Annotated in this window: 20 protein-coding genes; 13 read left to right on the forward strand and 7 right to left on the reverse strand. The window is 62.9% G+C overall.

Translation table 11 applies throughout. From position 1 onward, the window contains the following. Nucleotides 1–4 precede the first annotated feature (4 nt). Genes nfi through rsmA form a run of 3 tightly spaced genes read left to right on the forward strand, consistent with a single transcriptional unit; the run spans nt 5 to nt 2,720 of the window. Complete coding sequence (gene nfi, locus CGL56_RS03465) at nt 5–691, forward strand: deoxyribonuclease V (RefSeq protein WP_099105091.1); 687 nt, start codon at nt 5–7, stop codon at nt 689–691. 34 nt (nt 692–725) lie between these two features. Further along, a complete protein-coding gene (locus CGL56_RS03470) occupies nt 726–1,913 on the forward strand; it encodes a M20 metallopeptidase family protein (protein WP_099105092.1) in 1,188 nt (395 codons plus the stop codon). A 24-nt stretch (nt 1,914–1,937) separates the two neighbouring features. Further along, nucleotides 1,938–2,720 carry a 16S rRNA (adenine(1518)-N(6)/adenine(1519)-N(6))-dimethyltransferase RsmA gene (gene rsmA, locus CGL56_RS03475; RefSeq protein WP_099105093.1) on the forward strand — a complete coding sequence of 261 codons (783 nt, stop codon included), beginning with the start codon at nt 1,938–1,940 and terminating at the stop codon, nt 2,718–2,720. Between the two features lie 77 nt (nt 2,721–2,797). On the opposite strand, the gene CGL56_RS03480 is transcribed toward rsmA, so the two are convergent. Further along, complete coding sequence (locus CGL56_RS03480; RefSeq protein WP_099105094.1) at nt 2,798–6,406, reverse strand: M4 family metallopeptidase; 3,609 nt, start codon at nt 6,404–6,406, stop codon at nt 2,798–2,800. 567 nt (nt 6,407–6,973) lie between these two features. Here CGL56_RS03480 and CGL56_RS03485 point away from each other — a divergent pair. The 6 genes from CGL56_RS03485 (at nt 6,974) to CGL56_RS18180 (ending at nt 11,909) form a co-directional block, all read left to right on the forward strand. Beyond that, nucleotides 6,974–7,438, forward strand: coding sequence for a hypothetical protein (locus CGL56_RS03485; RefSeq protein ID WP_099105095.1), 465 nt, complete (start codon nt 6,974–6,976; stop codon nt 7,436–7,438). Between the two features lie 51 nt (nt 7,439–7,489). Beyond that, nucleotides 7,490–8,647 (forward strand): HlyD family secretion protein, encoded by a 1,158-nt coding sequence (locus CGL56_RS03490; RefSeq protein ID WP_099105096.1) that lies wholly within the window; start codon nt 7,490–7,492, stop codon nt 8,645–8,647. A 3-nt stretch (nt 8,648–8,650) separates the two neighbouring features. After that, on the forward strand, nt 8,651–10,828 hold the full coding sequence (locus CGL56_RS03495) for a peptidase domain-containing ABC transporter (protein ID WP_099105097.1): 2,178 nt from the start codon (nt 8,651–8,653) through the stop codon (nt 10,826–10,828). A gap of 40 nt (nt 10,829–10,868) precedes the next feature. Next, the gene (locus tag CGL56_RS03500; RefSeq protein WP_143470586.1) at nt 10,869–11,201 is read left to right on the forward strand and encodes a hypothetical protein; all 333 of its coding nucleotides are present in this window, start codon (nt 10,869–10,871) and stop codon (nt 11,199–11,201) included. A gap of 272 nt (nt 11,202–11,473) precedes the next feature. After that, a complete protein-coding gene (locus CGL56_RS03505) occupies nt 11,474–11,692 on the forward strand; it encodes a hypothetical protein (protein WP_099105099.1) in 219 nt (72 codons plus the stop codon). Nucleotides 11,693–11,753: 61 nt separating this feature from the next. Then, nucleotides 11,754–11,909 (forward strand): hypothetical protein, encoded by a 156-nt coding sequence (locus CGL56_RS18180; protein ID WP_167641502.1) that lies wholly within the window; start codon nt 11,754–11,756, stop codon nt 11,907–11,909. A 15-nt stretch (nt 11,910–11,924) separates the two neighbouring features. On the opposite strand, the gene CGL56_RS03510 is transcribed toward CGL56_RS18180, so the two are convergent. Next, the gene (locus CGL56_RS03510) at nt 11,925–12,986 is read right to left on the reverse strand and encodes a flavin monoamine oxidase family protein (RefSeq protein WP_099105100.1); all 1,062 of its coding nucleotides are present in this window, start codon (nt 12,984–12,986) and stop codon (nt 11,925–11,927) included. A 283-nt stretch (nt 12,987–13,269) separates the two neighbouring features. Between CGL56_RS03510 and CGL56_RS18005 the strand changes: the two genes are divergently transcribed. The 3 genes from CGL56_RS18005 (at nt 13,270) to CGL56_RS03515 (ending at nt 14,833) form a co-directional block, all read left to right on the forward strand. Further along, complete coding sequence (locus CGL56_RS18005; RefSeq protein WP_143470587.1) at nt 13,270–13,461, forward strand: hypothetical protein; 192 nt, start codon at nt 13,270–13,272, stop codon at nt 13,459–13,461. A 61-nt stretch (nt 13,462–13,522) separates the two neighbouring features. Next, the gene (locus tag CGL56_RS18600) at nt 13,523–13,687 is read left to right on the forward strand and encodes a class IIb bacteriocin, lactobin A/cerein 7B family (protein WP_143470588.1); all 165 of its coding nucleotides are present in this window, start codon (nt 13,523–13,525) and stop codon (nt 13,685–13,687) included. A gap of 381 nt (nt 13,688–14,068) precedes the next feature. Further along, complete coding sequence (locus CGL56_RS03515) at nt 14,069–14,833, forward strand: CPBP family intramembrane glutamic endopeptidase (protein WP_143470589.1); 765 nt, start codon at nt 14,069–14,071, stop codon at nt 14,831–14,833. A gap of 474 nt (nt 14,834–15,307) precedes the next feature. Here CGL56_RS03515 and CGL56_RS03520 read toward each other — a convergent pair whose 3' ends face one another. The 4 genes from CGL56_RS03520 to CGL56_RS03535 form a co-directional block, all read right to left on the reverse strand. Continuing rightward, nucleotides 15,308–16,759 carry an amidohydrolase gene (locus CGL56_RS03520; RefSeq protein WP_099105102.1) on the reverse strand — a complete coding sequence of 484 codons (1,452 nt, stop codon included), beginning with the start codon at nt 16,757–16,759 and terminating at the stop codon, nt 15,308–15,310. Between the two features lie 78 nt (nt 16,760–16,837). Next, nucleotides 16,838–17,590: an SDR family NAD(P)-dependent oxidoreductase gene (locus CGL56_RS03525; RefSeq protein WP_099105103.1), complete on the reverse strand. Its 753-nt coding sequence runs from the start codon at nt 17,588–17,590 to the stop codon at nt 16,838–16,840. Nucleotides 17,591–17,656: 66 nt separating this feature from the next. Continuing rightward, nucleotides 17,657–19,033 carry a DUF5723 family protein gene (locus CGL56_RS03530; protein WP_099105104.1) on the reverse strand — a complete coding sequence of 459 codons (1,377 nt, stop codon included), beginning with the start codon at nt 19,031–19,033 and terminating at the stop codon, nt 17,657–17,659. A gap of 1,407 nt (nt 19,034–20,440) precedes the next feature. Beyond that, nucleotides 20,441–21,235, reverse strand: coding sequence for a M43 family zinc metalloprotease (locus tag CGL56_RS03535; protein WP_099105105.1), 795 nt, complete (start codon nt 21,233–21,235; stop codon nt 20,441–20,443). A gap of 89 nt (nt 21,236–21,324) precedes the next feature. On the opposite strand from CGL56_RS03535, the gene CGL56_RS18520 reads away from it, so the two are divergent. Beyond that, nucleotides 21,325–21,453, forward strand: a complete 129-nt coding sequence (locus tag CGL56_RS18520) for a hypothetical protein (RefSeq protein ID WP_262490622.1) — start codon at nt 21,325–21,327, stop codon at nt 21,451–21,453. Here CGL56_RS18520 and CGL56_RS03540 read toward each other — a convergent pair. Continuing rightward, nucleotides 21,450–22,076, reverse strand: coding sequence for a chloramphenicol acetyltransferase (locus CGL56_RS03540; RefSeq protein WP_099105106.1), 627 nt, complete (start codon nt 22,074–22,076; stop codon nt 21,450–21,452). The two genes, CGL56_RS18520 and CGL56_RS03540, sit on opposite strands and share 4 nt — an antisense overlap. Nucleotides 22,077–22,090: the final 14 nt, after the last annotated feature.

Below are 22,090 nucleotides of genomic sequence, written 5' to 3' on the forward strand. Positions count from 1 at the left end.
TACCGTGCCCGAAGCCATCGACCACCCCTGGAAACTGTCGCCCACCGAGGCCATTCAACTGCAGCGGGAGCTGCGCGAAAGGATCATCCTGCAACCCCTCCCCGGCCCCATCCGGCGGATTGCGGGGGCCGACATTTCCTTCAATCTCTACTCCGACGTCTTCTATGCGGCCATTGTGGTACTCGACTACGAAAGCCTGGAAGTGGTGGATACCGCCTACTACACCGAGACGGTCTCCTTTCCCTACATCCCCGGCCTTCTGTCGTTCCGGGAGATCCCTACCCTGCTGCGTGCCTGGGAACAACTGAAGGAAAAGCCCAACGTGACCATGGTCGACGGTCACGGCATCGCCCACCCCCGGCGCATGGGCATCGCCACCCACTTCGGGCTGGCCACCGGTTCGCCCACCCTGGGTTGCGCCAAAAAGATCCTCACGGGCAGCTACCCCACCCTCGGGCCGGAGTCCGGGGCCACCAGCCTGATCCAGGACCGGGGGGAGGCCGTTGGCTATGCCCTGCGGTCCAAGCCTCGCACCAATCCGTTATTCATCTCGCCGGGCCACCTGCTGGACCTCGATGGGGCCCTCGACATTGCCCGTCACTGCCTGGGCCGGTACAAGCTGCCGGAACCGACCCGGCTGGCCCACCAGATGGTCAACACCTTCCGCAAGGAGCAGCAGGGCGAGTCCTGATCCTCCCTGGCGGAACCTTCTATCTTTGCCTTTGATGAAAGACCTCCGCACCCGCGTCCGCGCCCTGGCCGAAAACCATACCCCCGCCACGGTTGCCGACCGCCGCCACCTGCACGCCCACCCCGAACTGAGCTTCGAGGAACACGAAACGGTGGCCTACGTGGCCGACCGGCTGGATGAGCTGTCCATCCCCTACCGCCGCCTTGCCGGCACGGGGCTGGTGGCGGAAATCCGCGGCGGGGCCGGCCCCACCATCGCCCTGCGGGCCGACCTGGACGCCCTGCCGATCCAGGAAGCCAACACCGTAGACTACCGCTCAACGCGCGAAGGGGTAATGCACGCCTGCGGCCACGACGTACATACCGCCAGCCTACTGGGTACGGCCCGCATCCTGAATGAGCTGCGGGCGGAACTGCCCGGCACGGTCCGCCTGCTCTTCCAGCCGGGGGAGGAACAACTGCCGGGCGGGGCCACGCTGATGATCCGCGACGGGGCCCTGAAGGATCCCGTGCCCCAGGCCCTTTTCGGCCAGCACGTCCACCCGCCCCTGCCGGCCGGCTCGGTGGGGTTCCGGCCGGGCATCTACATGGCCAGCACGGATGAGCTATTCCTCACCATCCACGGGCGGGGCGGCCACGGGGCCATGCCCCACCAGGCCACCGACCCCATCGTGGTCACGGCCCAGGTCATCACCGCCCTCCAGCAGCTCGTCAGCCGCGAGAGCGACCCTACCCTGCCGGTGGTCCTCACCTTCGGCAAGATTGCCAGCGCCGGGGGGGCCACCAACGTCATCCCCAACGCCGTCCACCTCGAAGGCACCCTGCGTACCCTGGACGAGGACTGGCGCCGGGAGCTGCACCAGCGGCTGCGGCGCACCGCGGAAGGGATCGCCAGCGCCCTGGGCGCGCGGGCGGAACTGGAGATCCGCCACGGCTACCCCTTGCTGAAGAACGATGAGCCCCTCACCCACTGGGCCCGGGACGCCGCCCGCGAGCTGCTCGGCGCGGACCGGGTGGTCGACCTGCCCATCCGGATGACGGGGGAAGACTTTGCCTTCTACACCCACCACCTGCCGGCCTGCTTCTACCGCCTCGGCGTGGGCAGCCCCTCCCCGGTGCACACCGACACCTTCGACGTAGACGAGGACTGCCTGACCACCGGGAGCGCCCTGATGGCCTGGCTGGCCTTCCGCCGGCTCGCGGGCGAAGGCCCCCAACGCTGATCGACCTGGTGTATCTTCGCGCCTATGCGCGCCAAAAAATCCTACGGTCAACATTTCCTTACCAACGAGCACTACGCCCGGCAGATCGCCCAGGCGCTGGAGCTCACCGATCAGTACAAACACGTGCTGGAGGTGGGCCCCGGACAGGGCATGCTGACAAAGCACCTGCTGGACCGGCGGGACGATTTTCATCTTAAGGTATCGGAGGCCGACCAGGACATGGTCCACTACCTGCGGACGCACTACCCGGAACTCTCGCCCGACATCCTGGAGGGTGATTTCCTGCGGCTGCCCCTGGAAACCACCTTCTCCGGCCATCCCTTCGGCCTGGTGGGGAACTTCCCCTACAACATCAGCAGCCAGATCCTGATCAAGCTGCTCGACAATTACCAGCTGATCCCCGAGATGGTGGGCATGTTCCAGAAGGAGGTGGCCGACCGCGTCATCAGCGACCACGGCAGCAAGGTGTACGGGGTCATCGGCGTCCTGGTGCAGTCGCGCTACGCCCCCGCCCTGGTCTTCAACGTAAGCCGCGGCAACTTCTCTCCGCCCCCGAAGGTGGAGAGCGCCGTCATCCGACTCGTCCGGCGGGAAACGCCCCTGATTCCGGATGCCCACTATGGGCTGTTCAAGCACGTGGTGAAGAGCGCCTTCGGCCAGCGGCGGAAGATGCTCAGGAACAGCCTGAAATCGATCTTCCCGGCCGAGGTCATGGCCGACCTCCCCCTGTTTGAACGCCGGCCGGAGCAGGTGAGCGTAGCGGACTTCGTGATGCTGACCGAGCGGGCCATTCCCCACCAGCCATAAAAAAACCGCCCCTGCAACTGCAGGGGCGGTAAACATGCCGTGATAACGGTAGGATGTCCCGATTCGGGAATCGCTGTTTAATGCTTGACGACGCGCTCCTCGTGGTGCTCACCACTGTCGAGCAGCAGGCGGAGCAGGTAAGCGCCAGTGGGCAGGTCGCTGACGGATACGGTAGTCCGCTGTCCGGTCACTACGGCCTCCTTCACCAGTTGTCCGGTCAGGCTGAACAGGCGCACGGTACCGGCGGGGTTGTCGCCGGGAGCCATGACGGTCAGTTCATTCGTGAACGGATTCGGGTAGGAAGATGCCGCAGCGGGGCTGCCGTCGGTACGGGCCTGCAGGAAGGGCAGGCTGTTGTCCTCGGCGCCGATCGAGAAGTACTGGCCACCGCTCTTCATCTCGGCTACGAAGGCGATACCGCCGTCGAACTCCTGGATGTAGGTGAGGGCTGCTTTCTCGGCCTTGGTGCCGGGCGTGCAGACGTAGGAGGTGCTGTGGTAGACCGACAGTTCGTGGCGCGACTTACCGGAGACCTGTTCGAAGTTCTCGATCTCCTCGTTGGTCAGAAAGAAGCGGACGGTGATCGGCCGGTCCTTCTTGAAGTTGGTGGCTTCGAGCTTATAGGTTTTGTCCAGGAAGATGCCACCCGAGCAACGGTTCTTGCCACTGCCCTCCGTGAGGAGCTTCATGGTTGTACACCCGAAGATGTGGGCACTGCGGCTTTCGAATCCGGCGATCACTTCCTTGCCTCCGTTGGTGAGGTAGTAGACGCTTTCGTTGCCGCGCGTCCGGCGCTCGGCCGAGGTAACCTTGGTGGCGATGCCGAGGTGCTTGGCCGTAACCTTTACGTTCTCGAAGCTGAAGCTGTAGGCGGTATTCAGCAGGGCGTCATTGCGCCAGCGCCAGCCGAGGAAGAAGGTTGTGCCTTCCAGGAAATCGGGCAGGACGGCGTCATCAAAGGAACCGGTGGCGATGGTGCCGGCCGCGCCGACGAAGGGGTCGAAGTCCCGGAAGTCGTTCCAGTGCTCCCCGTCAAAGGAGTAGGCCAGGTTGCCGTAATCGAGGGGGACGGCTACGGGCTGCAGGCCGGAGATGCCGGTGGGCACGTCGGTTTCTCCACCGGCTTTCCAGTCGAAGCTCACCTGTACGGTATGCAGGCCGCGGGCGTCGATACGGGGAGAAGAGAGCACAAAGTCGTCGCCGGTCAGGTCGTTACCGGTATAGGTGGGCGTGGGGGCTACGCCGCCGAGGACGGCGGGGCTAACGAGGGCACCGTGTACGACGGAGCTGTACCATCCATTGGCACCGTTGTCGATGAAGGAGGTAGTGGACCATCCGGCGGGCAAGCTGGAGTTGCGCATGTTGTTTTCCAGCAGGACCTCGGTACCGTTACCGATGGTCAGGGGAACCTCATCGTCGAGAATGGTGATCTGGTGGGGGCTACCCTGACCGAGACTCATGATGATGGTTTCGTCGCCCTCGATAAATCCGTCGTCGTAAATCTCGACCTGGAAAGTGTGGACGGCGAAGTCCTTGCCACGGGTGTGGAAGACCTTGTTCAGCACCTGGTAGTCGACACCTTCCTTGGCGGTGCCGCCGAGGCGCACGAATCCGTCGTTTACTACTGCGGCGGGTACTTCAATAATTTTTCCAACGTAGCAGCCGCTGGCGTCGGTGATGCGCTCGCTGACGAAGGAAACGGGCTCGACGAAGGAGGCTACCTGGGCGCAGTTGAAGGCGTCGCCGACTCCTACTCCGTACCAGGCGTTGGTGAGTTGCTCCTCGTAGTTGCCACAGCTGCCGCCGCCGGCTTCGTTCATGCTGCGCACGAAGGCGATGGAGGCCGCGCGGGCCTCGGCGAAGGTGGCGTTGGGGGTCAGCAGCAGGAGGGTACCGTAGGCGATGCGCTCGGAAACCTCGAAGCCAAGGCCGTTGACGCTGTAGGCGTCGCCGTTGTCGTTGGTGCCGTCCTCACCTTCGGTGAGCAGGTAGAACCACTTGTTGAGGACGCCGGAGTTGGTGTGCACGCCACACTGGTCGTTGGCCAGGGTGGGCGAACAGTCCTGGCTCACCCAGAAGGCACCACCGTAGGTGTCGGGGTCACCGGCTTTATTGGGCTCGTCCATGTAGCGGAGGGCGCGCCAGCCGCTTTCGGGGTACTGTACGCCACCGTCGCGCTCGTCGATCTGCTCGCCGATGCCCCAGGGGGCCATAATGTCGGCCAGGGAGGGGTCCACGGCACGGGCTACGTAGGCTTCGATGGCCGCGCCCCAGATGTCGGAAAAGCCTTCGTTCATGGCGCCGGACTCCTTGGCGTAGACCAGGTCGCTGGTGCTGCTGCAGACGGCGTGGCCGATCTCGTGGCCGCAGACGTCGAGGCTCATGAGGGGGGCGAAGGTGCCGTCGGGGTTCAGTCCGCCCTGGTAGCTACCGTCGCCGTAGGTCATGGCCGAGCCGTTCCAGAAGGCGTTGTCGTAGGCCACCCCGTAGTGGAGGAAGCTCTTGATGGCAATGTCGTTGTCGTCGTAGCTGCGGCGACCGTGGACGTCCAGCCAGTAATCGTAGACCATCTGGGTACCCCAGTGGGCGTCCCAGGCGATGTCGTCGTTTTCGGCCTCGTTGAATTCTCCGCCGCGGCGGTGCTCGGCGACGGTCCAGTTGAGGTCGTCGTCGGTGAAGGCCTTGCCCTGGGCGTAGAGGGCGGCGATGCTCAGGGGGATGCCGCCCTGACCGTTCAGGTCGTAGGTCTCCAGGCCGTTGCCACGGGTGTCGTCGCGCAGGACGTAGAGCGGACCGGTGGCGGGCAGGTTGGTGCGGCTGTCGGTGAGGGGCAGTCCGCTGTGGGGGTCCGTGAGCCGGGTCTGACGGTCCACCATGATGGTGCGCTGGCCGGCGTAACGGGTTTCCACGGTGACGGGGTCAGAGGCATGCTTGATGATGGGATTCTTCAACATGACCTTGCCGCTGTGGGCGTTCACGTAGATCCAGGCGCGGCTGAGGGGCTCACTGGCGTACACGTTGAACTTCCACGCCAGGTCCGGATCGGCAGCTTCGGTACCGTAGTCGTCGACGATGACGAGCTCACCGCCGGGGCGGACCTCTTCGAGTTCCCGTTGTACGTGGGCCAGGAAATCGCGGGACCACGCCAGGCGGACGTACTGGTCTTCGATGTATTCCCAGGCGTACTGCTTGGCACCCACGAAGTCGAGGGCGCGCTGCAGGGCCGCGTCGCGGCTCAGGGTGGGCTGCACCTTGACGGAGGGGTCCAGCTCGTAGTGCTCGCTGCTGACCAGCTGGAGCCCTTCGGCGTTGGAGACGGCGTTGTAGCGGCCGTGCTCCACCTTCACCCCACGGTAGTACTGCTGGTAGCGCTCGACTACCAGGCCGGACTTGTCGCGGGTGGTGTGGTCCAGGGTAGTGGTGATCCCCTGGTCATCCAGCTGGAAAAGGTCGGCGATCACCTCCTTGGACGCCCGCTGGGCCTGGCGGACTTCCGGGGTGAACCGCACGAGGGCCGGCGTCTGCCGCTCCTCGCTCATGACCATCTCTGCGACTTCCGGGCGGGCCTGAAGCTCTTGGTATTTAGCGGGTAATGGTTGGGACTGAGGCTGGGCAGAGAGGAGAGCGGAAAAAGCGACGGTGGCTGCCAGTAAGCCGCGCCGCGGAGAGAGTAAAGGTCGTAGCATTAGTACGGTTTTATGGATTTGTAACGCGTTCAACAATGCCGCCGCGAAACGCGCGGCGGTTGGTTTGCACTGAGGTGTTCATGTCCGGAATACGAGAGAGGTACGAAATGTCGCCCCGGCCGGATTCCGGGTGCCCCAAATTAATTGCTCGGACAACAAAATCCATCATCCTTTATCTCGTACCTACACCTAATACCCAAATTATTGATGTCGATACACCCTTCTAGCCTAATGGCTAAAAAGTCAGTATTGATGCGGCTTCCGGCGGTTATGGTCAAAAAGACGAAAAGTTGAAAAAGGGGCTCTTTTGACACTTAAAAGGGCCAAAAAAAAATTGCTCCCCGGGCAATTTTTTTTTCGTGGCGGCCAGTTTTGGAAGTTTTCGGTGCACTTTTCATCCACCTAAGGGTCAGTTCATTAGTGCCTGCCAAATTACCTGCAACCGGTTACGAAATCCGGAACAGCGGGCCGTAAAACGTCCTTTTCCCGGCGGGGGTGCAGGCGGATATTTGGGGTAGTCCGGGGGGAAATCCGCCGCCCGCTAACCCTTCGAACGCCCATTCCGCGATGTACTCACCGAACCCTGCTACCCTATCCTTCTACCACCGGGCCTGCCGCTCCGGGCTGCCGACCGACGTCCGGCTGGGCTCGCCCCGGCTGCGCGACTGCGGCGGACTGGGCATCTGCAGCATCCGCCTGCGGGGGCAAAACACCTCGGCTGCAGCGTGTAGCCACGTGGTTCCCACCTTCCTGCGCATCGAAGCGGCCACCGGTCGCCTGCTGCTGCACCTCACCGGCCGTGCACTCACCCCTGAAGTGCGCGAAAGGCACTTCCGGGGGGGCTTCCTCACCCTCACCCACCCCTACCGACTTTCCCCGCCCCTACTCCGGGCCCTTGGGCTGCCCGCCGGCAAATACACCCTCCCCACGGGGCGCTACCCCATCCTGGACGACGGCACCTTCTGCACCGCCTCCCTGCCGCTGGCCTGCGTAATAAGGGGGATACAGCCCCTCCCCCGGCCCGCCGCCTGAGGACCGGGGCACCCGCGCGCCGCCGCCCGCAACGACAAACACCTGCACCCAATGAAGAAAGATACTCCACCCCTCATTCCCTTCCCCGAGATCCAGGGGGTAGAAGGACTCTGCGCCCGCCACGGCCGCAGTGGCCGCTGGATCTACCTGACCGTTGTGGCCGCCCTGCTGCTTGCCGCCGCCGCCCTGCCGCTGATCCACGTGGACGTGAACGCCCGCAGCCGCGGGATGCTGCGCCCCGGAAACTCACTGAGCCCGGTAACGGCGGCGGTGAGCGGACAGGTCGTGGGCACCCGCCTGGAAGAAAACCGACAGGTTTGCGCCGGCGATACCCTGCTGTGGCTGTCGACCGGGGAACTGTCCACCGAAGCCGCCCACCTGCAGCAACAACTGACCGAACGGCGGGAGCTGCTGGCGGACCTCCACCGCCTGGACCCCGCGGCCGGAGCGCCCTACCCTACCCTGCGCACCGCCCTGTACCAGCGCGACTACCGCGAGTACCGCCGCCGCCTCGCCGCGGCCACCCTGAAACGCGACCACGCCGACCGCCAGCTGTCCCGACAGCGCACCCTCCTGGAGAGTGGCTCCGTGGCCCGCGCGGAGGTGGAACAGGCCGGCTACGAAAGAGACCTCCTCGACGGCCAGATCCGCCAGCTCACCGAACAGCAGGACCACGACTGGACCCAGGACCGGCAGCGGCTCCGCCGGGAAACCGCCGACCTGCGCCGCGCCCTCGATCAACTGAAGGAACGGGAACGACAGTACGTCGTCGTTGCCCCCCTGGACGGCCAGCTCACCCAGACCGGTGGACTGCAACCGGGCACCTTCGTAGCCGCCGGGCAGGCGCTGGCCCAGGTGAGTCCGGACGGTGAACTGCGGGCCGAAGTGTACGTGGGCCCGGCCGACATCGGCCTGCTGCGGGAGGGGCTGCCGGTGCGGTTGCAGCTCGACGCCTTCGACTATCAGCAGTGGGGGCTGGCCGCCGCCACCCTGACGGAGATCAGCACCGACGTGACCGAGTTCGACGGGGGGGCTGCCTTCCGCGTCCTCTGTACCCTGAGCGAGAACGAACTGCGACTGCGCAACGGCTACCGCGGCACCCTGCGCAAGGGCATGACGCTGACGGCCCACTTCACCCTGGCGCGGAGGAGCCTCTTCCAACTGCTCCACGACCGGGTCGACGACTGGTTCAACCCCCAATTCCACTAGACCATGAAAAAGACACGCAAACAACACGACGTGACCGACTGCGGGGCCGCCTGCCTGGCCTCCGTGGCCGCCCACTACCGGCTGGACCTGCCCATCGCTCGCATCCGCCAAATGGCCGGCACCGACCAGAAAGGCACCAACCTGCTCGGCATGATGCAGGCCGCCGAACGGCTGGGCTTCACCTGCCGGGGGGTGAGGGCCGAAGAAGAAGCCCTGAGGACCGAAGCCGAGTTCCCGGCCATAGCCCACGTGGTCGTGGGCGGCCGACTGCACCACTTCGTGGTGGTGTACCGGGTGACCGGAAAACACGTGGTGGTGATGGACCCCGCCAGCGGGCGGATGGAAAAGCGGCCCTGGGACCGCTGGCGCAAGGAGTGGACCGGTGTACTGCTGCTGCTGGCCCCCGCCGCAGGGTTTACGGCCGGCCACCACCGGGCCTCTACCCTGTCGCGCTTCCGCGCCCTGCTGCAACCCCACCGCGCCACCCTGCTGCAGGCCCTCTTCGGGGCCGTGGTCTATACGGTACTGGGCCTGAGCACCTCCATCTACCTGCAGAAGATCACCGACTTCGTACTGATCAACCAGAATACCCGGCTGCTGAACCTGATGAGCCTCATCATGGTGGGGCTGCTGGTAGTATCCATCTTCATCGGCGTCATGAAATCGGTGCTCGTGATGCGCTCCGGCCAGCTCATCGACGCCCGACTGATCCTGGGCTACTACCAGCACCTGCTGCGGCTGCCCCAGCGCTTCTTCGATACCATGCGCACGGGGGAGATCATCTCCCGCATCGGCGACGCCGTGAAGATCCGGGCCTTCATCAACGACGTGGCCATCACCCTGCTCGTCAACGTCTTCATCGTGATCTTCTCCTTCGGGCTGATGTTCACCTACTACTGGAAACTGGCCCTGGTGCTGCTCACCGTAGTGCCCTGTTACACCCTCATCTACGCCATCACCAACCAGCTGAACCGCCGCAGCGAACGCCAGCTGATGGAGCGGGCCGCTGACCTGGAGAGCCAGCTGGTGGAGAGCGTCAACGCCGTCCGCACCCTGAAACAGCTCGGACTGGAGGACCACGCCAACCGGAAAACGGAGACGCGCTTCGTGCGCCTGCTGCAGACCACCTACCGCTCGGGGCTCAACGGCATCTTCAGCGGCAACGCTTCCGAACTGGTCAGCCGGCTGTTCACCATCATCCTGCTTTGGGTAGGCAGCACCTACGTGATCGACGGGGTGATCTCCGCCGGGGAGCTGCTCGGCTTCTACGCCCTGGTGGGCTACTTCACCGGTCCGGCCAAGGGGCTGATCGGGATGAACAAGACCATACAAAATGCCATGATCGCCGCGGACCGCCTCTTCGAGATCATCGACCTCGAAGGGGAAGAAGACAGCAGCGTCACGGTGGACCTCTCCGCCGAGCACGTGGGGGACATCCGATTCCGGGAACTGGACTTCAGCTACGGATCCCGGCAGCCGGTGTTCGCCGGCCTCAACCTGACGGTACCCGCCGGCCAGGTCACCGCCGTAGTGGGCGAAAGCGGCTCCGGCAAATCCACCCTCGCTGCCTTGCTGCAAAAACTTTACCCGCCCACCGGCGGCAAAATCTTCATTGGCGATACCGACCTGGCCTACGTCAGCAACCGGAGCCTGAGGGCCCGCGTCGGGGTGGTTCCCCAGGAACTCACCCTGTTCGCCGGAACCCTGCTGGAAAATATCGCGATCGGGGACTACACCCCCGACCTCCAGCGGGTACTGGGCATTTGCCGCGACCTGGGGTTGCAGTCCTTCATCGAATCGCTGCCTGCCGGTTTCGCCACCCCCATCGGGGAGCACGGTACCAACCTGAGTGGGGGGCAACGACAGCGGCTGGCCATAGCCCGCGCCCTCTACCGGGACCCCGACGTACTCATCCTGGACGAGGCCACTTCCGCCCTTGATAGCGGCAGCGAGGAGTTTGTCCAGCAAACCCTCCGCACCCTGCGCGCGGCCGGTAAGACCATCATCCTCATTGCCCACCGCCTGAGTACGGTCGTAGACGCGGACAAGATCGTGGTCCTGCATCAGGGCCGCCTGACCCAGGAAGGGACCCACGCAGCCCTCCTGGCTGCCCCGGGCATCTACCGCGAATTATGGACCAAACAGTTCCCTCCCCAAGTAGCCGGCCGACTGGCCGCCTAGTCGAATATTTTTCCCTTCAAACACCGTAAACAACACCCGTATGTCATTCTCCAGACCGCTAGACCGCCTGCGTCGCATGCACAACCTCATCAAGTTCCGCCGCACCGGCACCCCCGACCAATTCGCCGAGCGAATCGGTGTCAGCCGCAGCTTACTGTTCCGCCTGCTGGGCGAACTCAAGGACATGGGCGCCCCCATCCACTACTGCCACCTGCGCAAGTCCTATACCTACTACGGCAGCGTAGAGCTGCAACTCTGCTACATATCCGTACCGGATATGGCCACCATACAGACCGTATCCATCGGAAGCGGTGCCCGGGTAATCCCTCTCGGATCACCCCGCCCCCTGAACTACAAAACCGCCGGGCTGTAACGCTCTACCGCTGCCTTTCGTCCGGCATTGTCTGCCCCCCTTTATCCCAAAAACAAAAGATCCACCCATGACTACCCTCGATATGCTATCCGTCACCGGCGGATACGTCCCCATCATTACCTGCGTCTTCCCCCGGTTTCAATTTGAACCCGTGGCTTTTCCGGCCACCTTTCCCGATGCTCCGAGGCACGCGGAAGATCGCCCATACCTGACCCTATACCGAGGAATGCCTTGATCATCATTGAAGACATTCACTTTAAACCCAACCCACCATGGCCGTACTGCGCTACCTCGGAAAGATCGTGTGTTACCTGATCGCAGGCGTGCTCGCGTGGGTACTCACCTTCTCCCTTGTGGCCACGGGCCTGGAGCACGGCTACGGATTTGACGATGTCCAATGCACTTTCTGGGCCTCCCGGGTGGCCTCCGCGGCAAAACTGCTCGTAGTGGGCTATGGCTTTGTTGTCCGGGATGAAACCCGGAAATCGTAACCGCCCGGTATGCTTCCACCTCCGCCCACCTTATCCAAACCCTATTCAACCTCGTACTGGCATGCGCAATACCGTTCCCAAATACCTTATCCGCCTGCTCCTCCTCGCGGCCCTCTTGCTTGTCGTTTACCTCAGTTTCGACCGCGATGCGATCGTGAGGGGTTTCCGGGATGGGCAGGGCCGAGCACCCGCCGCGGCCGGAGCGCGGGCAAACTGACCCGTGATCCGCGGACTACTGCCGCAACCGCGCCGCCGTCCATTCCGCGCTCCGGACGGCTCCTTCCATGTATCCCGGAAAGGCCGTGGCGGTCTCCGTCCCCGCGAGCCACAAGTGGCCGTCCCAGAACGGCCGGCGGAACAGGGCATGCCCCTGGTTCTGGTGCGGCAGCAGATCCGCCGCGGCCGGGTGGGTGGTAAAGGGCTCGGCGGCCCAGGGCGTTTCTCTATAGTCCGTATATCTCCCGGCCGCCGGTCCGTAGACGCCTACCAGCTGCTCCACGACCCGCTGTCGACGGCGATCCGGCGAAAGCTCGCTGAGCCGGGGATCTGCGAAGGCCTTCAGGGCGTAGACGTCGTCGGCGGCATTGCTGTGGTCGTACATTTCAGTTACCGGTCCGGCATTGGAAAAGAAGGTGCCCGACCGACCGTTTTCCCGCCAAAAGGGGTGGTTGTACGTCAGGGCCACCTTGATCGATCGTCCCATCCAGGTATCGGTTTGCCGGGCCAGGTCCGTCAGTTCCCGGGGCAAGGCCGGTGCAAGGTCCACCCCGCGCACCAGCAAATCGGGCGGCAGGGTGGAAACCACGGTAGTCGCCGTGAAAAGTCCCTTATCCGTCAGGATCTCGACCCCGTCCACTCCCCGGCGCAAACCGGTTACGGCACATCCGGTGCGTACATCCGTTTCCCTCAACCGAAGGTTCAGCGCTTGAATCAGCGTATCACTTCCTCCCCTGATCCGGTAGCTGGGCGGCTCACCCGCGGGCAGGTGGATGCCCTGCACGGCGGACCGGGCCCCGGGTTGAAACAGGGCGATCCGCTCGTGGCGTTGCTCGAAGACCTCCACGTTCAGTTCCTCTAGTAAGTCCCACAGGGCGGTATGCTTGCGTCCCAACCAGGTTGCCCCCATCTCGAGCGACGGCCCATCCGGTGGGTACAGGGTATGGATACGTCCGCCCAACCGGGTCCGCCCCTCAAATAACCGCACCGACCGACCGATGCTTTCCAGCCGGTAGGCCAGGGTCAGTCCCGACAGTCCCCCTCCAATTATGGCAACGTCGCTGTGTAATGCATTCATGGGGCAGGTTCGGATTGGGGCTCAAGGTGCCGGGGAAACGGGTAGGCCGGTAGATGGTTCTCGAAATCTAATCTCCATTAAATAGCCGCTATACCGGTAATCAAAAAAAATCACCCTGGAACGAAGATTTAACACCACTCCACTTATAGTAGACTGCCGGGGCCGACTTTTACCATATCAAATCATTCGGGCTGCGGCCCGGCAAACACCTTTACCCTATTTCATTCATTACTGGCGGAGTTGGCCCCCGATCCGGGCCGCCCCGCCGCAAACCCTTAATCCCATGAACGAGTACGATATTTTCAAACCCTCCTCACCGGATGGTCGCGTCCTCATCCCCCACCTCCCCCTCGACTGGAACGAACACCTGTCGCTGGAGGAGTACCTGGAACGGATGGAACGGCGGCGGGCACGAATTGAGAAGTCATGCGAAGCACTCCTACCTATTCCCTGGCCGCATACTGCAACGAGGTAGTTATCAATTTACTTCCTGCCTATTAAAAACTCCTTTCTAATCAACATACAATTCTTATACCATGCAATCTTATAATAAATTAACAGACCTCAAATCAGAGGAACTTCAACGAACTGATGGCGGCTTTGTCCCAGTCCTAATCCTAGGATACGTGATAGGGGCTGAAACTGTCGCTACCCTAGCTGGGATAACAGCAGGAACTTTGCTTTATGCTATAACACATTAAAACGCAATACCTATGAAACCATTAAGTATTAATGACCAAAAACATATTCGAGGGGGAATCGGCCCACTCGCATATTTTTTAATCTCATTTATCGCTACCTATGCCGGTTGCGCATTAGTGAACTCCGAAGATGCTCACGATGGCATGAATGCTGGTAATGGAAACTGTGAATAACATGATCATGAATAAATTAACATCCCTCGAAGTAAAGAACATTTGTGGCGGCGCAGACCCATGCTATTATTCACCGCCTGACACCGTAATTGGGAGATTGGACTATTTCCTTGGCTACGCGTGGACTAAATTGAGGATAGCATATACTAACTAACAAATCCAAAACCCTTGGTCAATTCACTTGACCAAGGGTTCTACCTGCAACACATGAAAATCTTGCTCTGGGTAATCTACGCACTAGCTTCAACCATTGTAGCCGCTTACCTCACCAACTCACTTGCAGCTAATTCCCGAGTTGCGTTTGCTATAGCCAAAATTCTCTTTCTCAGCCCTGCTATATATATGTTATGTCGAAACAATAACTTTAAATCAACCTCCGCATTTGCTTCTTCGGATGTTAAATTAGCAGTGATTTACTTCATGTTTCTCACTTTGTTTATCGTCATTGCCTTAATCAAGATTGAGTTCGACTGGAGACTCAGCCTTTTAATTTTGGCAATCATCGGCACTCTTATTTTTGTCAGCTTCGAAGAGTTAGTTTTTCGGGGCCTCCCATTTAGTTCGCTACCTGAATATGGTCTCCGGCTGTACCAGCACAAATACGCTATCCTCTTCGGCGCAGCACACTTCGGCAACCTACTCTATAATGGCAACCTGATGCTCGCCATGAACCAGGTCATAATCGCCTACGGGCTAGGTATGATTCTGTCGGCGGTATACCTGAAGTACGGTTCCCTCCTCCACGTCGTGGCTCTCCACTTCATCGTCAACATTACCAAGGAGTACGATCTGTTGTTTGACGACGATCCAATCCGCATCTACTCATTAGCGGAAATTTCTTTTGAGATCCATGAGCTGGTTGGCTTCAGTTTCGGATTGGGCCTGATGTGCGCCGCCGCCTCCTACGCCATATTAAGCCGGGAGGACATAAATCGGCTCCAGGCCGGCCGATCCATACAGTCGACAAATTGAACGCCGGCGGCAAGCCGAGGTATTGTCCCGCCAAGTGGCGGACCACAATCCTACGGTGGGTATCAATTTTCCCGGTTCAGGTTAGCGTGTATCGGTTTGCTCAGGGTTGTACGCTTCCCACTGACTAATGGAATTCCCTGTACGGAAATTGCCAGACATCGATATGGGAAACCCCATTTACAAATCCATGTAATTTCCATGCCTACCCCCAACCTAATCCCCTACCTTATACTAGTCCTCGCCGCGGCCCTCTTCCTCTACGCCATGCTCAAGCCACCTACCACGGGTGAAAAATGAATCGTTAAGCCGTCGCTCTGGTTGCTTGCCGATCCAACTCCATGATTTCCGTAACCATCCAGCGCACCGGCGCCATGCTTCCCGTTCTGGCGTGGGTCACTTATGCCCTGATCATGGGCTTTCTATCCAAATGTACTGGCAAAACGAATAGGCGCGGCTCCAGCGGCCCCCGCCCTCCTAATCCCGGTAATCCAGCGGCGGTTCCCGGTCGCCGAGCAGGGCCTGGTATTCGAAGTCCGGCCCCCGTTGTTCGTTCAGTTCCCGCAGGGCGGCCTGCAGGGTGGCGGGTTGGCGGAAGAGGTCCAGGGCGGTTAGGGCCATCGTCTTGGCGGCCACCAGCATGCCCTTCTGGCCGATGGTGGTGCCGCCGGCGGCTACGGCCTGCCAGCTGTGGGCCGAGGTGCCGGGTACCCAGGTGGCGGTGCGCAGGCCCACGGTGGGCACTACCCAGCTCACGTCGCCCACGTCGGTGCTGCCCCCCTGCCCCTTGCGGATGACGCGGAAGCTGTCGACCGCGGCGGCGGCCCGGGCGGGGTCTTCCCCGGCGGGGGTGGTAAAGGTGGGGGCGATCTCCGCGGCGAAGGCGGCCTCCTCGGGGGTGTAGTCCACCCCGCCGACCCGGCTGAGGTTGGCGTGCATGAGCCGGCTCAGGGTGACGTTGGGCAGCAGGTTGTAGGAGCCGTGGATGACCTCGTACTCCATACGGGTGCCGGTGCCCAAGGCGGCTCCCTCGGCGCACTTCACCACCCGCTCGAAGTTCTGGGCGGCCACGGCCATATCGGGATGGCGCACGTAGTAGAACACCTCGGCGAAGTCGGGAATGACGTTCGGCGCTTCCCCGCCGCGGGTGATGACGTAGTGGGTGCGGCTTTCCATGGTCAGGTGTTCGCGCAGCATGTTCACCATGGCGTTCATGGCCTCCACCCCGTCGAGGGCCGAGCGGCCGTTTTCGGGGGCCGAGGAGGCGTGGGCCGACACGCCGTGGAAGCGGAACTTGGCCGATTTATTGGCCAGGGAGGAGGCCGCGTGGGCGGAGTTGCCGTCGGAGGGGTGCCAGTGGATCACGGCGTCGACGTCGTCGAAGAGCCCGGCCCGCACCAGGTACACCTTCCCAGCGCCGCCCTCCTCGGCCGGGCAGCCGTAGAAGCGCAGGGTACCGCTGACGCCATTGGCTTCCATCCAGTGCTTGACGGCGATGGCCGCCGCGGCCGAGCCGGCCCCGAAGAGGTGGTGGCCGCAGGCGTGGCCGGCGTGGACGTCGGTGCGCTCCTCCCGTCGCGGACTGGCCGTCTGGGTGATGCCGGGCAGGGCGTCGAACTCCCCGAGGATGCCGATGGTGGGGCCCGCGCCGGAGCGGAAGGTGGCCGTAAAGGCGGTGGGAATGCCCGCCACGCCGGCCTCCACGGTGAAGCCCTCGGCCCTCAGGGTTTCCTGCAGCAGCGCGGAGCTTTTCTCTTCCTGGTAGCCCACCTCGGCCCAGTCCCAGATCCGTTTCGCCACGCCGAAGTAGGCGTCGGCCTTCCGGTCGAGTTCCTGCAGCACCGCCTGCTCCGGGGCGGAGAACTGGGCGGCGAGGGGCGGGGTCAGCAGCAGGATGAGCAGGCAGAGGGAGAGCAAGGTAGCGCGCATGGTCGGCGGAAGTAGTGGGCGGGAAATCGTGAACTCCCTAAAGGTACAATTCCGGAAAACTTGCGCGGCCGCCCCGGCTCAGACATAGATCATCTTGCGCACCATGCCCCCGTCGATGAGGAAGTCCTGGCCGGTGATGAAGCCGCTCTTTTCCGAGCAGAGGTACTCGACCATGTAGGCGATGTCCTGGGGTACGCCCACCCGGCCCACGGGGTGCTGGGCGTGGTCGGCGGGGGTGAGTGCCTGGGGGTCGCGGGCGCTTTCCTTCTGCCAGGGGGTCACGTCGATCCAGCCGGGACTGATGCTGTTCACCCGGATCTCGGGGCCGAGGCTGATGGCCATGGACTGCGTCAGCCCCACCACCCCGCCCTTGGCCGCGGAGTAGGCTTCGGTGTCGGGCATCGACATCTTGCGGCGGATGGAGGACATATTCACGATGGCTCCTTTGCGGGAACGCAGGTGCCGGGCGGCGTGCTTGGTACAGAGGAAGGGGGCGGTGAGGTTGGTCGCGAGCACCCGGTTCCACTCGTCCAGCGAGAGCTCCTCCACGGGCTTGTTGATGGCGAAGCCGGCGTTGTTGACCAGGTAATCGATGCCGCCCCAGGTAGCGACCACCCGGTCGATGGCCCGCCGCACCGCTTCCTCCTCCGCTACGTCCGTCTCCACGAAAAGGCCTTCACCGCGGGATTCGACTTCCGCCAGGGCCTCGCGGCCGGCCTCGGCGTCGCGCTCCAGCAGGGCCACGCGGTAGCCGCGGCCGGCGAGGTAAATGGCGGTGGCGCGGCCGATGCCCTGTCCGGCTCCGGTGATGACGATGACGGGTTGTTCCATGCTAAACCTTTGGGTAACGGTAGCGAAATACCCGACGGCCCGCCGATGTTCGGGGCGGCTGACGGATCAGGCCCCGGGCACCTGCGCCCCCGCCTGCTTTTTGACGTTGGTACGGCGGTAAAAAGGAATTTTGACGCCGGCGTAGACGTCGGCGGCGTAGTTGGTATCAGTAAACAGGTGGGAAAGCAGGGTGTGGGAACCCACGGTCAGGTAACCCAGCCGCAGCCCGGCGCCCAGGGCGGTGCCGGAGGGTCCGCCGAGGCGGACCGGAGCGTAGAGGCTGAACCACTTGGATTCAAAACGGGGCGCGATCGTGAGGGCGTTGCTGATGCGGGTGCCGGGGGTGGCAGCGTCCTGGCCCAGGGCGGAGGCGGAGAGCGCGCTCACGTAGAGGCGGCCGGCCAGCCGGTAGTCGAGGTGGAGGTAGAGGGCGGTGGGCAGGCGAAAGTCGGTGGCCTCCTCCCGGTAGCTGCCGTCGTAGTACTGCTCCAGGATTTCCCCCAGGCTGTAGCCCTCGATGTCCTCGGTAGCGAGGGTGGCATCGGCCTGGTAGGTGGAGACTTCGGTGGCGTCGTAGGTGACGGACCCCAGGTCCGTAAGGGAAACGCCGAATTTCAGGCGGTAGGGCGTACGAAGTTTACCGGCCGGGGCCTCCCCGGGCCGCCACTCCACGGCAAATCCCAGGTCGAATCCCAGCCCGGAACCGGCCGGTTCCGTGAGGTTGGCCAGCTCGAAATCGTCCAGTTCGAAGGCTCCCGGACTCCCGTACTCCAGCGCCCCGCCGGTAGTGAGCTGCTCGGTGTCGGCCGCATAGTCGAGGCGGAGGGAGGGGCTGTGGGCGTAGTGCCCGCCGAGGCCGCGGAGAACCTTAACCGCGGCGCCGCCCCTGACCTGCAGTTGCTCCTGGTCCACCAGAACGGTACCCAGTACCAGGGCTACCTCCCCCCAGCTGTGGAGGTTGGACCGAAAGTCGCGGGCGGTGGTGGAGAAATTCGGGAAATCCTCATAGCCGTCCTGCTGCCCTTCCAGGATGCGGCCGTCGAGGTTCGTCAGGTCGTACATCGCCCGGACGCGGGTGAGGATGCCGACCCCCCACCGGCGGCCGAGGCCCAGCAGTACCGAAGGTCCGAGCACGTCCGTACTGGTGGCCGCGAAGTTGTCGTCGCGGGGCGTGCGCACCAGGTCGTCCGTACTGGGATCTTCCCCCCTGAACACTTCTCCCAGGGGGGGCAGGGTGATGTAATCGTTGGCCAGCCGCAGGTCGACCGCCCCGAGGTGGAGCTCGAAACCGACGTTGTTGTCCGCCGCGTTGGCGGGATTGAGGAGCAGTCCGTGAACGCCGGAATAATTATCCATACTGAGCCCGGGGAAGGGCTGGGCCGCCAGTGGCAGGCAGGAGAAAAGCAAACCGGACAGGAGGGTGAAAACGGTACATTTGTTCATCGAAAGTAGCATTGGGCATAGTGTGCAGACAGTGGACAAAAAGGCTCCCCACGACCACGTCGCCGGGCAGCTACCGTATCTATCCCACTGCCCCCCAATAGGTTACCGAACACCTTCGGGTGTTGCTGACTAGCGCGCCGATCGTGGGTAGTAGCCCTGGCCCGGCGCGGGCGTTGTTGCATGCTACTCGCCCAATCTCGCCTTTCTTTTTACCGCAGTCCTGTCGACCATCGCCTCTTTTCCCGGTCGCTCCTGCAGGGTAGGCGCACCGTCAGGTTTGGGATGTTCTCCATGCCGCCCCCCTACCCACTTGGGGATGTAGACGACTTCCGTGGGATCCAAGGGCGGACGGTGCTGGAAGTGGGTCCTCCCGGGAAAGTACTGGTTTTTCCCCCTATAAATCGTACATCCGCTTCAACATCAGCATCTCCACCATGGTACGGACTGAAATGCTTGGCCGACCCTCGCGGGCGTAGGAGCTAACCAAATCCGTATAGATCTACTGCCAGTTGCCCCCCGGCCAGACGGCAGCCTTCGCGGTCGAGACTGATAATCGAGGTCAGGCGATTACGGAAAAGGTCGAGTTGATCGTGATTGGGGAGGGAGCCCTTAATTTTTCGCAAGGTTTTGGCTCTTTTGTGTCGGTTTCTGGCGAGAGGTGAATGCGGAATCGATATTTTATCATAGATATGGCCCGCTGGTTTTCAACACTTTGCTTCTTGTGATGATACTATCTGAGGGTCAACTCTTAAAGGCCTCTTCACGCTCTCCTCCACGGTGTGTGGAAGCGCCGGGCGGCACATAATGCCACGCCGGGCCACAGGCCCGACAACCCGTTGGGGTGCCTCCGTGCCTCGGTGGTTTGTTTCGGCGTTGTGCGGTTGGATAGCGACGCTCGGAGGTCGTGCGGCCGGGTGGCGACACTCCGAGGTCGGGAGTGGTCGCATTGGTGATTTGGGATATGTATACCACCGCTTCCGCTCGGTGTGTAATAGCACCGGCCAGCACTCAATATGCCGCCGGGCCACAGGCCGGCAACCCGTTGGGGTACCTCCGTGCCTCGGTGGTTTGTTTCGGCATTGTGCGGTTGGGAAGCGACGCTCGGAGGTCGTGCGGCTACGCCGGGCGACACTCCGAGGTCGGGAGTGGTCGCAATGGTGATTTGGGATATGTCTGCCGCCACTTCCGCTCAGCGTGTAATTGCACCGGTCGGCACTCAATATGCCGCCGGGCCACAGGCCGGCAACCCGTTGGGGTACCTCCGTGCCTCGGTGGTTCATACCACTGGCGTTGGTAACGTAGTAGCTGGTGGCAATCGTTGCATGGCCAGGGAGTCAGGGGTTAACTGTAGCGGTAGCGCTCCCCCTATCCCGCTGCCCACCCGGTCCTATCGCAGCCTTGCCGGTGTCACCGCAGCAAAAAAGCCCACATCCGTTCCACCTCGCAAACGGTAAGGTGGAGCTGGCTGCCGTAGCCCATCATCAGTTCGCGGGGGCTGCCGCCGAAGCAGTTTACCGCGCCGCTGCCGCCGTTGTGGTCGGTGCATTCGCCGTAGCATTCCTCCAGCGGGTCGAAGCCCCGGCCGGCGCAGGGGTTGTCGCACTTGAAGGTGTGGTCGAGGGAGAGGGCGTGACCGAGCTCGTGGCCGATGAGGCGGGCCACCGTCCAGGTATCGTGGCTGCCGGCCAGGTAGGTTTGCAAGCGGTCGTAGACGTAGATGGTGGTACTCCCCGTTCCGGTGGTCGCGGCGTCGGGCCGGCCTCTCCCACGGTAGCGGGTGAAGACGATGTTGAAGCCCTCCGCCACCGGGCGCAGGGGTTCCCCTTCGCGGTAGAAGGCGGCGCTCTCGAGGGGGCGATCGGCTCCGCCAACGAGGGCGAAGCGCAGTTTGGTGTCGCGGCTCGGGGGGTAATCGAGGAGGGCTACGCGGAAGCGGTGGTTCAGCTCCCGCAGCAGGTAGTACATGAGCACGTCGGCCCGGAGCTTCTCGTGGCCCCCGTGGGCGACGACCAGGCTGTCGCGGGCGTCACGGACGAAGTTGGTCCCGTCGGGCAGGGCCACGAAGTGGAAGGCCAGCCGCAGGGTGGTATCGGGCAGCTCCCGGATCTCGTCCATGGTCGGGGAAGCGGGCTTGACGGATTGCCCCGGCACCCGCGCTCCGGCGGCAAACAGTAGAAACAGCAGGAGGCAGCGGTACAGCATGGAAAACGAGGATGGGGTACAAGTTACGGCCGAGCCTAGCGGTGCAACAATCCGAGGGGCGACGGTTTATACACCCGTTAACCTATCCTATGGACTTTTCCTTTGCCGATGCCCTGCTGTTCCTGATCCCGGCGGCCACCTTCGTTGCTTTGCTGTACTTCCTGTCGCGCTTTCTGGTGCGGCAGGGGCGGCGGCAGAACGGGGAGGAGGACCGCTAGTCGGCCGCGTCCATACCCGCCTGGAAGGCATCCACGAAGGCGCCGACGTCCCGGCCGTCGAGGAGGGCGTGGTGGCCGTGGATGGAAACGGGCATACCCAGGCGGCCGTCCCGTTCGGTGAGTTTGCCCACGCTGATCTTCGGGCAGCTGTCTTCCCGGCCGTAGTGGCGGGCGTGGCTCAGCCCGGTGAAGTCCAGCCACGGTACGGCGCTGAAGTGGATGACGTCGTCGCCGGCTACCCCCGGATTGAGTCCGGAGGACCGGCGGATGCGCTCGATCTCCGCCCGGGCGTCCTGGGCAAAGCGGGTAAAATCGGCGTGGAAGGGCAGGTAGGAAAAGTCGAAACTGCCGTCGTCGCGGCCGATGGTGGCCGAGGCGTGGATGGCTTCGTGGACCACCACCTGCCCGTCGCGGATCCGGTAGCGGAAGGGCTCGACGGCGTTAATGGCCAGCAGGCAGCGGTGGAGGTAGTAGAGAAAGAAGGGGTGCCCCTCCCGGCGGCAGCGGGCGTGGGCCGCCGTGGCGTCAACCCGTACGGTGATGCCAAAGAAGGGCTCGTCGAAGGCCCGGAAGAAGTGGAAGTGGTCCCGGCGGGGCCAGGTGGCGAGGTCGAGTGTTCGCATGGGGCGAAAGTAGG

The sequence above is a fragment of the Neolewinella marina genome, from assembly GCF_002631205.1.
Taxonomy (GTDB): Bacteria; Bacteroidota; Bacteroidia; order Chitinophagales; family Saprospiraceae; genus Neolewinella; species Neolewinella marina.

Excerpts from the sequence above, each read along its gene's own strand:
- CGL56_RS03495 (WP_099105097.1), top strand. The coding sequence starts at position 8,651 with ATGAAAAAGACACGCAAACAACACGACGTGACCGACTGCGGGGCCGCC.
- CGL56_RS03510 (WP_099105100.1), bottom strand. The coding sequence starts at position 12,986 with ATGAATGCATTACACAGCGACGTTGCCATAATTGGAGGGGGACTGTCG.
- CGL56_RS03485 (WP_099105095.1), top strand. The coding sequence starts at position 6,974 with ATGTACTCACCGAACCCTGCTACCCTATCCTTCTACCACCGGGCCTGC.
- CGL56_RS18005 (WP_143470587.1), top strand. The coding sequence starts at position 13,270 with ATGAACGAGTACGATATTTTCAAACCCTCCTCACCGGATGGTCGCGTC.
- CGL56_RS03520 (WP_099105102.1), bottom strand. The coding sequence starts at position 16,759 with ATGCGCGCTACCTTGCTCTCCCTCTGCCTGCTCATCCTGCTGCTGACC.
- CGL56_RS18600 (WP_143470588.1), top strand. The coding sequence starts at position 13,523 with ATGCAATCTTATAATAAATTAACAGACCTCAAATCAGAGGAACTTCAA.
- rsmA (WP_099105093.1), top strand. The coding sequence starts at position 1,938 with ATGCGCGCCAAAAAATCCTACGGTCAACATTTCCTTACCAACGAGCAC.
- CGL56_RS18180 (WP_167641502.1), top strand. The coding sequence starts at position 11,754 with ATGCGCAATACCGTTCCCAAATACCTTATCCGCCTGCTCCTCCTCGCG.
- CGL56_RS03525 (WP_099105103.1), bottom strand. The coding sequence starts at position 17,590 with ATGGAACAACCCGTCATCGTCATCACCGGAGCCGGACAGGGCATCGGC.
- CGL56_RS03505 (WP_099105099.1), top strand. The coding sequence starts at position 11,474 with ATGGCCGTACTGCGCTACCTCGGAAAGATCGTGTGTTACCTGATCGCA.
- CGL56_RS03500 (WP_143470586.1), top strand. The coding sequence starts at position 10,869 with ATGTCATTCTCCAGACCGCTAGACCGCCTGCGTCGCATGCACAACCTC.
- CGL56_RS18520 (WP_262490622.1), top strand. The coding sequence starts at position 21,325 with ATGGACTTTTCCTTTGCCGATGCCCTGCTGTTCCTGATCCCGGCGGCC.
- CGL56_RS03535 (WP_099105105.1), bottom strand. The coding sequence starts at position 21,235 with ATGCTGTACCGCTGCCTCCTGCTGTTTCTACTGTTTGCCGCCGGAGCG.
- CGL56_RS03530 (WP_099105104.1), bottom strand. The coding sequence starts at position 19,033 with ATGAACAAATGTACCGTTTTCACCCTCCTGTCCGGTTTGCTTTTCTCC.
- CGL56_RS03540 (WP_099105106.1), bottom strand. The coding sequence starts at position 22,076 with ATGCGAACACTCGACCTCGCCACCTGGCCCCGCCGGGACCACTTCCAC.
- CGL56_RS03515 (WP_143470589.1), top strand. The coding sequence starts at position 14,069 with ATGAAAATCTTGCTCTGGGTAATCTACGCACTAGCTTCAACCATTGTA.
- CGL56_RS03480 (WP_099105094.1), bottom strand. The coding sequence starts at position 6,406 with ATGCTACGACCTTTACTCTCTCCGCGGCGCGGCTTACTGGCAGCCACC.
- CGL56_RS03470 (WP_099105092.1), top strand. The coding sequence starts at position 726 with ATGAAAGACCTCCGCACCCGCGTCCGCGCCCTGGCCGAAAACCATACC.
- CGL56_RS03490 (WP_099105096.1), top strand. The coding sequence starts at position 7,490 with ATGAAGAAAGATACTCCACCCCTCATTCCCTTCCCCGAGATCCAGGGG.